Origin of the sequence: Enterococcus sp. HMSC076E04 (assembly GCF_001814285.1) — a bacterium.
GTDB lineage: Bacteria > Bacillota > Bacilli > Lactobacillales > Enterococcaceae > Enterococcus_B > Enterococcus_B lactis.
The window spans coordinates 11252-23981 of the sequence record NZ_KV815613.1 but is presented as its reverse complement, the minus strand read 5'-3'; the positions used below and the strand labels follow the sequence as shown (position 1 = coordinate 23981).

Below are 12730 nucleotides of genomic sequence, written 5' to 3'. Positions count from 1 at the left end.
CATGTTGAAAAAAGAAACAATGAAGTACTATCTGCCAATCGTTCTTTTCTTTTTGATGTTGATAGATGGCCATTTAACAAGAATGCTAGGAGAGTGGTCGAAAGGCAGTTATATGTCAAATGCCCACTTTCTGATCTTGGCATTGTTATGTTGCAGTATGGCATTTGAAAAACGCTATTTGCTAATCACCACGATTGTTCTCGGTGCAGTCTATGATGTTTACTATATCGGTGTTATCGGTATCTATGCCGTAGCTCTCCCTTTGATCGTATGGTTGATGTACGTAATGAAAGATGTCATCCACGTCAACATCTTTACTGAATTTTTCAGTATGATTATCTTTGTCACGGGGTATGAACTGTTTACGATGGTGGTCCAATTGATTTTTAAACTAGCAGTAGTAAATAACACGTATTTTATTACAAGGTTCTTAGGGCCTACACTGCTGTTGAACATGATTATTTTTGTATTATTCATTTTTCCATTTAAGAAATTATTCAGTGATGAATAATTTCTTTTTTTGTTTTTCCTCTGAAAGCAAAAAAGAATTGTTGTTATCTTAAAAAAAGCCCGTCTTAGCATGCCTTTTTCATGATCATTTTCTGAAACGAACAGTTTTGTCATTTTTAGAGGTTGTTTTGAAACATTTTTGTAACATAACTATTATATCGCTGACATACTGCTATGGTACAATTTTTATATCGTTAAGAAAGACTTAAATATATTTAGATATTTATTAAATTAAGCCAGTCGGAGGAATGAAGAGTGAAAAAGAGTTTAATATCAGCAGTAATGGTATGTTCAATGACCTTGACTGCCGTAGCATCACCGATCGCTGCCGCGGCGGACGATTTTGATTCTCAGATACAACAACAAGATCAAAAGATTGCAGACTTGAAAAACCAACAAGCAGATGCACAATCACAAATCGATGCCCTAGAAAGCCAAGTTTCTGAAATCAACACACAAGCACAAGATCTATTAGCAAAACAAGACACATTGCGTCAAGAATCTGCACAATTAGTAAAAGATATTGCAGATTTACAAGAACGTATTGAAAAACGTGAAGATACAATCCAAAAACAAGCACGTGAAGCACAAGTAAGCAATACAAGCTCAAACTATATTGACGCTGTATTGAATGCTGATTCATTAGCAGATGCTATCGGACGCGTTCAAGCAATGACAACGATGGTAAAAGCAAACAACGACTTGATGGAACAACAAAAACAAGATAAAAAAGCTGTAGAAGACAAAAAAGCTGAAAACGATGCTAAACTAAAAGAATTAGCTGAAAACCAAGCTGCTTTGGAATCTCAAAAAGGCGATCTTTTATCTAAACAAGCTGATTTGAACGTACTGAAAACTTCATTAGCTGCTGAACAAGCAACTGCTGAAGACAAGAAAGCTGACTTGAACCGCCAAAAAGCAGAAGCTGAAGCAGAACAAGCACGCATTCGTGAACAACAACGTCTAGCAGAACAAGCACGTCAACAAGCAGCACAAGAAAAAGCTGAAAAAGAAGCACGCGAACAAGCAGAAGCTGAAGCACAAGCTACTCAAGCTTCATCAGCTGCACAAAGCTCAGCAACAGAAGAATCATCAGCTGCTCAATCTTCAACGACTGAAGAATCATCATCAGCTGCTCAATCTTCAACAACAGAAGAATCAACAACAGCGCCTGAATCTTCAACAACAGAAGAATCAACAACAGTGCCTGAATCTTCAACAACAGAAGAATCAACAACAGCGCCTGAATCTTCAACAACAGAAGAATCAACAACAGTGCCTGAATCTTCAACAACAGAAGAGTCAACAACTGTACCTGAATCTTCAACAACAGAAGAGTCAACAACTGTACCTGAATCTTCAACAGAAGAATCAACAACACCTGCGCCTACAACACCATCAACAGATCAAAGTGTTGATCCTGGGAACAGTACTGGTAGTAATGCAACTAATAACACAACTAATACAACACCAACACCAACACCTTCTGGAAGTGTGAATGGTGCAGCAATCGTAGCAGAAGCTTACAAATATATCGGTACTCCATATGTTTGGGGCGGTAAAGATCCAAGTGGATTTGACTGCTCAGGATTCACACGCTATGTTTACTTGCAAGTAACTGGTCGTGACATTGGTGGTTGGACAGTTCCTCAAGAATCAGCTGGAACAAAAATCTCAGTTTCTCAAGCAAAAGCTGGAGACTTATTATTCTGGGGTTCACCAGGCGGAACTTACCACGTAGCGATTGCTTTAGGCGGAGGACAATATATCCATGCTCCTCAACCAGGCGAAAGCGTAAAAGTTGGTTCAGTTCAATGGTTTGCACCTGACTTTGCTGTCAGCATGTAAGAATGATTAATCAAAAAGAGTTAGTCCAGAAAAGGGCTAACTCTTTTTTTATTAAGAGAAAATAGAAATCAGATGAATTCTTCTGTCAATTCCATGAACGTTTGGATATCTTCCATCACCATATCGATACCTGCTTGCCAAAAATTTGGTTGAGTGAGATCGACATTCAAATGTTTCTTTGCAAGCTCTTCCGTCGTCATTGAAGCAGTATCACGTAGTAAATGGATATATTCTTCTTCGAAATTTGCCCCTTTTTGATTAGCGTAAGCATAAATGCCTAAACTAAACAGGTAGCCAAAGGTGTATGGGAAGTTATAAAACGGTACGTCATCAATAAAGAAATGTAATTTTGCAGCCCAGAAATATGGATGATAAGTGGCTAAAGCTCCTTGGTAGCCTTCTTTTTGTGCTTCAACCATCATCTCTGTGATCTTATCTTCTGAGACTAATCCTTCTTGCCGTGCTTCATAGAATCGATTCTCAAAAATGAATCGAGAATGGATATTCATGAACATAGCTAAAGCATTTTGCAGTTTTGTATCTAGCAAATTGATTTTTTCTTCTTTTGTTTTTGCGGCTTTTAATGTAGCATCGGCTACAATCAGTTCTGCGAATGTACTTGCTGTTTCTGCGACATTCATTGCGTATTCGCGATTTAAAGAAGGCAAGTCCCACATCGTGCTGCTATGGAAAGCATGACCCAATTCATGAGCAAGTGTCGCAACCTCATTAACAGAATTGCTGTAGGTCATAAAGATCCTTGATTCTTTTGTTTCTGGTAACTCAGTACAATAGCCACCAGGACGTTTTCCAGGACGATCTTCTGCTTCGATCCAGCTCTTTTCAAAAGCAGATTGTGCGAATTTAGCCATTTTTGGACTGAATTTATTAAAGTTTTCGATAATAAATGCAGCTGCTTCGTCAAAACTAAAGGTTTTTTCTTTCAAATCGCCTAAAATAATAGGTGCATCTTGATCCTGCCATTCCATTTTTTCTTTACCGAAAAGATTGGATTTTCTAGTCAAGTAATCAACAAGGGGTTGTTTGTTTTTTTGGATCGTCTCCCACATGACAGACAATGTTTCTTTTTTCAAACGGTTGTATTCTAATGGTTTTTGCAGAAAATCTGTGATGCCATGAAGTTCATAGTTAGAAAGTCTGAAACCATCTAAATGATTCAAAGTATCTGTGAAGAGGGGAGCCTTTTCTTTCCATGCTTTTTCCCATGCTGCGAAAAGTGTTTCTCTGACTTTTGGATCTGGATCGCCCATCATCTTATTGAAGGCTTGGCCAGCAGATAATTCGACAACTTGACCATCTTGTTCGAAGGGAATCGAAATGCTGGCTACAATCGTATCATAATGACTGCTCCAGGCATTTAGACCATCTAATGAGAGCGTGTTGATAATGTTCTCTTCAGCTTCTGATAATAATTGTGAACCGTCACGACGGATCTCGTTTAAACGAAACGCGATTGTTTCAAACGAACCATGGGAAAGCATCTGATTCCAATCATTGTCAGATATTTCTGCAAATTTCTTCGACAATACTGTTTCGGCTGATTGTAGACGAGGAAGCAAGGCGTAAAGCTTACCTGATAAGATCTTTGCATCTGAATCATTGACATTGGCAGAAAGCAATGCAGTAATATAGCTGTTGCATTGGGTAAAGCCGTTCGTAATCGTTTCTTGCAATTGAAGAATCGCGTTTAGCTGCTCTGCCTTGTCAGAACTAGGTGACCATTTTGTTACACGTTGATAATATTCGTTCGTTTGGTCTTCCAATTGCTTCATCCGTTGATTCAAAGCATCAGAATGGCTTCCTCCGGGGAAAATAGAATCTAGATCCCAATTTAATGAATAACTCATGAAAAAACTCCCTTCATATTGTAATACAAAATTAAGTATAGCACTTTTTTATAGAAGAAGTCTCTATGAAAATGATTGTTGTTTCTTCAAAAAAAGTCTAAGATAAATACAGAGGTGACTTATGAATTCTTCAAAAAAACAACTGAAAAACGGAAATATTTATTTAGTGATCGCACTTATAGTCGTTGCCATCTTATTTTACAGTTCTTCTCAAACTTACGGACAGCAATCACAAGTTTCGCGATTAGAAAGCTGGCTTCCTAATCAGCCATTTAAGGACACATTAGCAGGTATACGTTTTAATTATGGTGGAAGTATCGTGAGTATCGACCATCTGGGCTACGCCAAATTTGTAGAGTTCTTTTTAAGAAAAGGCGCACATTTTGGTACTTATTTTGTTTTGGGTGGCAGCTTGTTTTTAGGTGTTTTCCCTAAACTAAAAATTTGGTGGCTGACAGCGATCCTTGCTTGGCTTTCAGCAACAGGATACGCAGGTTTGGACGAATTCCATCAGATGATGACCGGTGGAAGAACGCCTATGTTCCAAGATGTCATGTTGGATTCGATCGGTGCTCTGACTGCTGTGGTATTATGTGTGCTTTTTGCGGCATTCAAGAAGCGTTTATAGATTGGCTGTGGCTTTGTTTTTTTGTGAAATAGTACTAGAATAGAAGTGTATTCTCAAAAGAACAAGGGAGGAAAAATCATGTCAGGACATAGTAAGTGGCATAATATCCAAGGAAGAAAAAATGCCCAAGATGCGAAACGAGGAAAAGTCTTTCAGAAACTTTCTCGTGAAATCTATATGGCAGCTAAAGCAGGCGGTCCTGATCCATCCATGAACCCAGCTCTGCGGCTTGTTGTGGACAAAGCAAAAGCTGCAAATATGCCAAACGACAATGTAGAACGGGCGATTAAAAAGGCTACCAGTGCCGTAGATGAAACAAATTACGATGAAATCACGTATGAAGGATATGGTCCGGGTGGAGTAGGAATCTTAGTCCATGCGTTGACGGATAATCGTAATCGGACAGCGACAAATGTCCGAGTAGCTTTTACTCGAAACGGCGGGTCACTGGGAGAAACGGGTTCAGTCAGTTACTTGTTTGATCGCAAAGGGTATATCGTCATTGAACGCGATGGGTTGGCTGTTGATGAAGAGACGATGTTTGAAGATGTATTAGAGGCGGGGGCAGAAGATCTGCAAACTTCTCCTGAAGTGTTCGAGATTTATACTGCACCAGAAGATTTTGCTGCTGTACGAGATGAGCTGGAAAAAGAGTTCACTTTAGCGCAAGCAGAATTGACGATGATCCCACAAACGACGATCGATTTAAATGAGGAACAACGGGAGCAATTGGAACGTCTAGTAGATAAGCTAGAGGACGATGATGATGTCTCAGAAGTCTTTACTGCTGCTGAAATGTAAGAAAGCGCCTAGTTGAGATAATAAGTAAGAACGCACCTGTACGATTCGTACAGGTGCGTTCTTTTTATCAATTCTTTTTTGTTAGAAGACCAATACTGGTGTTCCTTTTTCGACCATCCCGAATAATTCCTTCATTACACTTGGCGGAGTGTTGATACAGCCATGTGAACCGCGGGTTTTCCATAAATCTCCGCCGTATTCAGGTTGCCAGTCAGAATCGTGGATACCAACACCTGTCCAGTCAATCGGCATCCAGTAATTTACTGGACTCTCGTAAGGCGTTCCGTCGTCATTTGTTCCTTTTAAAGTTGCATCTTCTTCTTTATTCCAAACATAGAAGACCCCAGCAGGTGTAGGTGTAGATGGCTTTCCGGAAACGATATCTGTTTCAAGGGCTACTTTTCCGTCTTTATAATACCACATATGCTGGTTCTCTAGATCAACTTCGATATACGTATCTTCGATCAATGGATGATCAGCGGTTGTGCCACCTTGCACAATCGGAGAACGAGTAAAGTCTTGGCCTGTCAGAATAGCTTTTTTCAACGCTTCTGTCTCGCTATCTGTTTGGATCGTCCAGCTGTAAGTGCCAACTGGGACCGTAACTTCTCCTCTTTTTGTACTTTTAAATTTTGTGTCATTCGTACTTGTGTTATACTTTGTGCCTAAATCTGTTACATATTGACGTACTTGTTCTGTATCTAAATCGACTTTTCCGTCGTAGGTCAGCCAGCTCATGATATCACTTGATGGAATCTGGAAAGTCTCACCGTTTATACTGTAAGTAGCTTTTACTTTTGCGATAGCATTCATGGATTCGAGCTGTTCTTTCAGTGAACTGTCTCCGGAGGTTACTTTTGGTTTTTCTTTGAACTCAGTTAATTCAATCGTATCTTTACCGGAATTTACTGCACTTTTTATTTGTTTGACCGCAGCATCGACGTTGATGGTATTTCCATTGTCTTCAGGCTTGATAACAAAAGAGTCGCCTGATTTTTCAATTGTTGCATCAGTTGTAGGTGTCCGGTCTTTATTCAGATCAGTCAGTTTAGTTGTCAATGTCTGAACGGTAGTATCCAGTTTCTGGTGGTCTTGACTGATAGGATCGATTTCTTGTTTTTCCGCTGCTGAAACATAAGTCATTCCCCAAGTCCATCCGTTTTGTTCATTTAGGATCGGAGAAAGCTCAGAAGTGAAATCATCTTTATAGCCGAGCTCAGATTTTGGTACTTCCTGCCAGACTTTTCCATCTTCTTTAATAGCTAATTTTTTATCGGAATAAGCTTCTTTTAATTTTTCATTTGCTTTTTCGACTGTTAGATCGCTGACATTTATTCCGTTGATTTCCGTATTCGGCAAAAAATGTTTTGTGTAGTATGTACTGCGATAGGTATAAAAGCTAATCAGCACTAAGAGAACACCAAGAGCTGAAAGCAAAGCAACATGTTTCGATTTTTTTCGATGCGAAGATCTTGTCATATCGACAACTCCTTAAGTAAAAGTTTAGGGTGGAACGGTCTCATGATAGCATAATTTAGACGAAAAGACGAAGGTTATCTCTTCTTTATGAAAAAATTTAGAAACCAGAAGAGTGATAAAATAAAAAAACGGAAAACACCGTTTAGATGTTTTCCGTCATATTCAAAAATTATTCAGCGTCTAGTTTAGCAAAAGCTTCATCTAGAATTTCTTTTAATTGTTTAGCAGAAGCAGCCATGCGGTCTTGTTCGCTGTCGCTTAAAGGAATTTCGATTACTTTTTGGATACCTTGACGGTTGATAACAGCAGGTGCACCAATGTAGATGTCGTTCAATCCATATTCGCCATTCATGAAGACTGATAAAGGAAGAACAGCATTTTCATCATCTAAGATGGCACGAGTGATACGTGCTAATGCTACTGCGATACCATAGAAAGTAGCGCCTTTTTTCTCGATAATTGTGTAAGCAGCGTCACGTACGCCGAAGAATAGGTTAACCATAGCTTCTTCATCGATTTCAGGGTTGTTTTTCACCCATTCATAGATTTGCAAGCCGGCAACATTTGCATGTGACCAAACTGGGAATTCTGAATCTCCGTGTTCACCTAAGATGTAAGCATGGACATTACGTGCATCAACGTCAACTAATTCCGCAAGTGCTTGACGGAAACGAGCAGAGTCAAGAGACGTACCTGAACCGATAACGCGTTCTTTAGGGAAACCTGAGAATTTCCAAGTTGAGTAAGTCAAAATATCTACTGGGTTAGCGGCAACTAAAAAGATACCGTTAAATCCTGATTCAACGATTTGTGTGACAACATCGCGGTTGATTTTTAAGTTTTTGTTTACTAAGTCTAAACGAGTTTCACCTGGTTTTTGTGGTGCGCCAGCTGTAATAACAACTAAGTCAGCATCATGTGCGTCTGCGTAAGTAGCAGAGTAGATTTTTTTAGGTGAAGTAAATGCCAAAGCGTGAGACAAGTCAATTGCGTCTCCTTCAGTTTTAGCAGTATTGATATCCACGATACCTACTTCTTGAGCAATATTTTGAGTAACTAGAGCAAAGGCATAGCTAGAACCTACGGCGCCGTCTCCAACAAGAATAACTTTTTGATGATCTTTTTTTTCTGCAGCTGCAGTCATTTAGTATCAATCCTTCCATTGATTTGTTTTTTCCCATGCTTATGCTAACATTTCTCAAGCCCCATGTCACGCTATTTGGCTATAAAATATAACAGATAACAAGGTTGTATTATATGTAAAAGCTTACATGTGCGTTATTTCACTATTTTTATAAATCAATTATTTCATTAAACTTTGAAGAAATTTTTAATTTCTTTATCATTTATTAACGATTCTCTTTTAGCCGAAACGCTTTGTTTTGTGGTATACTATACATTGACAGTATAAAAAAGAAAAAAAGCTCGATGGACTGGACCGCTAATTAGCAGTCCAGCCTTTTGTGCTGTTTTTAGAATTAGGTGGAAAAACAAAAATGAAAATGATCGTCGGGTTAGGAAACCCAGGTACCAAATACCAATATACTAAACACAATATCGGCTTTATGGTCGTGGATCAAATTGCACGCGAACATCAAGCTACTTTCAAAAAAAATCCATTCGAAGCAGAAGTTGCCGAATTTTTTCATAATGGAGAAAAGATCCTTCTAGTCAAACCACAGACATTCATGAATGAATCTGGTCGTGCAGTCGGACCGTTAATGACTTATTTTGGGATTTATCCAGAAGAATTAGTCGTCATCTACGATGATTTGGATCTGGCAGTAGGAAAGATCCGGCTCCGTCAAAAGGGGAGTGCCGGCGGGCATAATGGTATCAAAAGTATCATTTCCCATTTGAATACGAATGTCTTTGATCGAATCAAGGTGGGAATTGGCAGACCAGAAGGAAAAAAAACAGTGGTCCAACATGTGCTTAGTCCTTTCAGCAAAGAAAACCAGCCTTTGATAGAAGAAAGCATATTTCAATCTGTTAAAGTAGTCGAATATCTCATAGAAGGGCATTCGTTCGTGGATGCGATGAATCAATTCAATTGAGAAAGGAGGAAAAGGAATGGATATCATTCAATTAGTCGGAAAAGATCCGCAAGTAAAAGAATGGATCAGCAATTTAGAAGAAAAAATGCCTAGACAACTAATCACAGGATTAGCTGGCTCAGCGAAGACGCTTCTATTTGCTCGAGCATTTAAGAAAACAAATAAAAATATGATCATTCTGATGCCAAATTTGTATTATGCCAATCAGTTAGCAGAAGATCTGCAACATGTGATTCCGCAGGATCAGATCCATTTATTTCCAGTGGATGAAGTGCTTTCTGCTGAAATGGCCTTTTCTTCTCCCGAAGCGCGAGGCGAGAGAGTCGCAACGCTCAACGCACTTCAAGAAAAAAAAGCAGGTATCTATTTGTTGCCAGTCGCAGCTTTGCACAAGCGGCTGCCGAATAAGAAAACTTGGCTACAGGCGCAATTGAATTGGCATGTTGGTGATGAGATAGATGTGGAAAATCTTCCTCGCCAATTGACTTTGATGGGCTATGTACGAGAAGAAATGGTCGCAAAACCCGGAGAATTCAGTATTCGAGGAAGCATCGTCGATATTTACCCATTAACAACAAACTATCCTATTCGTGTAGAATTATTTGATGTAGAGATAGATTCTATGCGGTATTTTGAAGCAGAAACACAACGTTCAATCGAAAAAACGGAAGAAATCTGGGTTTCTCCAACGAGTGAACAAGTCTATGGACCAGAGGATCTGGAACATGGAATAGAGCAAATGCAAAAAATGCTAGAAAAACGGCTTGCTGCGACCACAGAAGAAGCAGACCGCGAGTTTTTACAAGATTACTTCGGTCAGATGACTTCAAGTTGGCAAGCAGGTATCCCGACAGAAGAAGCAAAATTCTACTCAGATCTTCTTTACCAAGAATTTGTAACGATCTTGGATTATTTTCCTTCAAATAGTTTACTAGTCGTTGATGATTACCAGCGGATCATGGAAACAAATCGGGAAATCGAAAGGGAAGCGGCAGAATGGCATACTCAAAAAATCAGCGAATTGCGGGTTTTTTCTGAGCAGTCATTTTCAGCAGATGTACAAAGAATCGTTCAAAAGGAAAAATTTACTACAACCTTTTTCTCACTCTTCCAAAAAGGGATGGGAAATCTTCGTTTCCAAGCAATCCATAATTTTCAATATCGGACGATGCAACAGTTCTTCGGACAAATGCCATTGCTGAAAACAGAAATGGATCGTTGGCGCAAGCAAAAACAGACTGTTGTGATCTTTATTCCGACAAAGGACAGAATACGTAAAGCAGAACAAATGCTTCGAGATGAAGATATATTAGTAGTAGAAACAGAAAAAAATGCATTGATCAGAGGACAGGTACAATTAGTTGAAGGAGCTTTGCAGGCTGGTTTTGAACTTCCTCAAGAAAAAATAGTAGCTATCACAGAAAAAGAAATTTTCCAAAAAACGACGAAAAAACAAACGAGACGACAAACAGTAACAAACGCAGAGCGATTGAAAAGCTATAATGAGTTAAAAGCAGGAGATTACGTTGTCCATGCCAATCATGGTATCGGGAAATACATTGGGATGGAAACGCTAGAAGTAGATGGCGTTCACCAAGACTATATGACTATTTTGTATCAAAACGACGACAAACTGTTTATTCCTGTTACTCAACTGAATCTGATCCAAAAATATGTCGCCTCGGAAGCCAAAGCACCTCGCATCAATAAGTTAGGCGGAAGTGAATGGACGAAAACTAAACGAAAAGTATCTTCGAAAATCGAAGATATCGCTGACGATTTAATCAAACTATACGCAGCAAGAGAATCAGAAAAAGGATATGCTTTTGGTCCTGATGACGCCTACCAAAAAGAATTTGAAAATGCTTTCCCTTATTCTGAAACAGACGACCAGTTGAGAAGTGCAGCGGAGATCAAGCGGGATATGGAAAAAGAAAAACCAATGGATCGACTACTCGTAGGTGATGTTGGTTATGGGAAAACAGAAGTAGCGCTTCGAGCGGCCTTTAAAGCGATAAAGGAAAGCAAACAAGTAGCCTTTTTAGTTCCAACAACGATCTTGGCACAGCAGCACTATGAAACGATGCTGGAAAGATTTGAAGGTTTCCCCGTAAATATCGGGCTATTAAGTCGTTTCAGAACAAGAAAGCAACAAAAAGAAACCATCGAACAACTGCGCACAGGTCAAGTTGATATTGTTGTAGGAACCCATCGAATCTTGTCAAAAGATATTGAATTTAGCGATTTGGGTCTATTGATCATTGACGAAGAACAACGTTTTGGTGTAAAACATAAAGAACGATTGAAACAGTTACGTGCACAAGTGGATGTTTTGACTCTGACAGCAACACCGATTCCGAGAACTTTGCATATGTCGATGCTAGGCGTGCGAGATCTTTCAGTAATCGAAACACCGCCTGCGAATCGTTATCCGATCCAAACATATGTTATGGAAAAAAATCCTGGGGCTATCCGCGAAGCAATCCATCGAGAAATGGGACGAGGTGGACAAGTATTCTATTTATATAATCGAGTAGAAACGATCGAACAAAAAGTAGAAGAAATCCAAGAACTCGTTCCGGAAGCGCGGATCGGCTATGCTCATGGACAAATGACAGAGGCGCAATTAGAAAATACGCTCTTTGAATTTATTGAAGGTCAGTATGATGTTCTTGTCACTACGACCATCATTGAAACAGGAGTGGATATCCCGAACGCAAATACATTGTTTGTTGAGAACGCTGATTATATGGGTTTATCCACGTTATATCAATTACGCGGACGGGTAGGAAGAAGTAGCCGCGTCGCATATGCTTACTTTATGTATGAGCAGCAGAAGATCCTTAATGAAGTCAGTGAAAAGCGTCTTCAGGCAATCAAAGATTTTACAGAACTGGGATCTGGATTCAAAATTGCGATGCGTGATCTTTCCATTCGCGGTGCAGGTAATCTCTTAGGTGCTCAGCAACATGGATTTATTGATGCAGTCGGTTTCGATATGTATTCTCAAATGCTGAGCGAAGCAGTGTCTCGTAAACAAGGAAAGAATAGTCAAGTGGAGAAGACCACTGTTGAGATCGACCTCGGTGTTGACGCATATCTACCTGAAACATACGTGGCAGATCAGCGGCAGAAAATCGAGATCTATAAACGAATTCGTGAACTTGATTCGCAAGAAATGCTAGATGAACTGGAAGATGATCTGCTCGACCGTTTTGGAGAATACCCAGAAGAAGTAGCACACCTCCTGACAATCGGACAGATTAAAATGGATGGCGATCGAGCGCTCTTGGAAACGATAAGGAAACAGGAGCCGCATATCGTCTTTACTCTAAGCAAAGTTGGAACGAAACGCTATAGCGTGGAACAATTATTCGAAGCACTAACGGCGACGAAACTAAAAGCCAGTCTAGGCGTTGAAAAAGAACAGATGGTGATACGCTTGACGATTCCAAACCAAATGGAAGAAGCAGTGTGGCTTCAGGAAATCCAAAAGTTTGTCAAAGCATTGCGTGAGCAAAAATATCTGTCAGCGTAGG

The 12730-nt window shown here is 39.6% G+C and carries 9 protein-coding genes; 6 read left to right on the top strand and 3 right to left on the bottom strand.

All coding sequences use genetic code 11. The annotated features are described in order from the left end of the window. The first annotated feature begins 1 nt into the window (after window position 1). A complete protein-coding gene (mreD, locus tag HMPREF2961_RS09335) occupies window positions 2–511 on the top strand; it encodes a rod shape-determining protein MreD (protein ID WP_002315901.1) in 510 nt (169 codons plus the stop codon). 254 nt (window positions 512–765) lie between these two features. Further along, window positions 766–2358, top strand: coding sequence for a C40 family peptidase (locus HMPREF2961_RS09330; RefSeq protein WP_070704641.1), 1593 nt, complete (start codon window positions 766–768; stop codon window positions 2356–2358). A gap of 68 nt (window positions 2359–2426) precedes the next feature. Here the strand turns inward: HMPREF2961_RS09330 and HMPREF2961_RS09325 are convergent, their stop codons facing one another. Beyond that, window positions 2427–4226 (bottom strand): M3 family oligoendopeptidase, encoded by a 1800-nt coding sequence (locus HMPREF2961_RS09325; protein WP_002315903.1) that lies wholly within the window; start codon window positions 4224–4226, stop codon window positions 2427–2429. A gap of 121 nt (window positions 4227–4347) precedes the next feature. Here HMPREF2961_RS09325 and HMPREF2961_RS09320 point away from each other — a divergent pair, with 121 nt between their 5' ends. Further along, on the top strand, window positions 4348–4854 hold the full coding sequence (locus tag HMPREF2961_RS09320; protein ID WP_002315904.1) for a VanZ family protein: 507 nt from the start codon (window positions 4348–4350) through the stop codon (window positions 4852–4854). A 78-nt stretch (window positions 4855–4932) separates the two neighbouring features. After that, window positions 4933–5655 (top strand): YebC/PmpR family DNA-binding transcriptional regulator, encoded by a 723-nt coding sequence (locus HMPREF2961_RS09315; RefSeq protein ID WP_002290927.1) that lies wholly within the window; start codon window positions 4933–4935, stop codon window positions 5653–5655. Between the two features lie 81 nt (window positions 5656–5736). Here the strand turns inward: HMPREF2961_RS09315 and HMPREF2961_RS09310 are convergent, their stop codons facing one another. Next, a complete protein-coding gene (locus HMPREF2961_RS09310) occupies window positions 5737–7134 on the bottom strand; it encodes a L,D-transpeptidase family protein (protein WP_002315905.1) in 1398 nt (465 codons plus the stop codon). 169 nt (window positions 7135–7303) lie between these two features. Beyond that, the gene (locus tag HMPREF2961_RS09305; protein ID WP_002287399.1) at window positions 7304–8278 is read right to left on the bottom strand and encodes an L-lactate dehydrogenase; all 975 of its coding nucleotides are present in this window, start codon (window positions 8276–8278) and stop codon (window positions 7304–7306) included. A gap of 352 nt (window positions 8279–8630) precedes the next feature. Here HMPREF2961_RS09305 and pth point away from each other — a divergent pair, with 352 nt between their 5' ends. Together pth and mfd are read left to right on the top strand one after the other, a co-directional pair. Beyond that, window positions 8631–9191 carry an aminoacyl-tRNA hydrolase gene (pth, locus tag HMPREF2961_RS09300; RefSeq protein ID WP_070704693.1) on the top strand — a complete coding sequence of 187 codons (561 nt, stop codon included), beginning with the start codon at window positions 8631–8633 and terminating at the stop codon, window positions 9189–9191. Between the two features lie 16 nt (window positions 9192–9207). Then, complete coding sequence (gene mfd / locus HMPREF2961_RS09295; RefSeq protein ID WP_070704638.1) at window positions 9208–12729, top strand: transcription-repair coupling factor; 3522 nt, start codon at window positions 9208–9210, stop codon at window positions 12727–12729. The last annotated feature ends 1 nt before the right edge of the window (window position 12730 follow it).

Coding starts and splice junctions, on each gene's coding strand:
- mreD (WP_002315901.1), top strand. CDS start 2: ATGTTGAAAAAAGAAACAATGAAGTACTATCTGCCAATCGTTCTTTTC.
- HMPREF2961_RS09325 (WP_002315903.1), bottom strand. CDS start 4,226: ATGAGTTATTCATTAAATTGGGATCTAGATTCTATTTTCCCCGGAGGA.
- HMPREF2961_RS09320 (WP_002315904.1), top strand. CDS start 4,348: ATGAATTCTTCAAAAAAACAACTGAAAAACGGAAATATTTATTTAGTG.
- HMPREF2961_RS09315 (WP_002290927.1), top strand. CDS start 4,933: ATGTCAGGACATAGTAAGTGGCATAATATCCAAGGAAGAAAAAATGCC.
- HMPREF2961_RS09310 (WP_002315905.1), bottom strand. CDS start 7,134: ATGACAAGATCTTCGCATCGAAAAAAATCGAAACATGTTGCTTTGCTT.
- HMPREF2961_RS09305 (WP_002287399.1), bottom strand. CDS start 8,278: ATGACTGCAGCTGCAGAAAAAAAAGATCATCAAAAAGTTATTCTTGTT.
- pth (WP_070704693.1), top strand. CDS start 8,631: ATGAAAATGATCGTCGGGTTAGGAAACCCAGGTACCAAATACCAATAT.
- mfd (WP_070704638.1), top strand. CDS start 9,208: ATGGATATCATTCAATTAGTCGGAAAAGATCCGCAAGTAAAAGAATGG.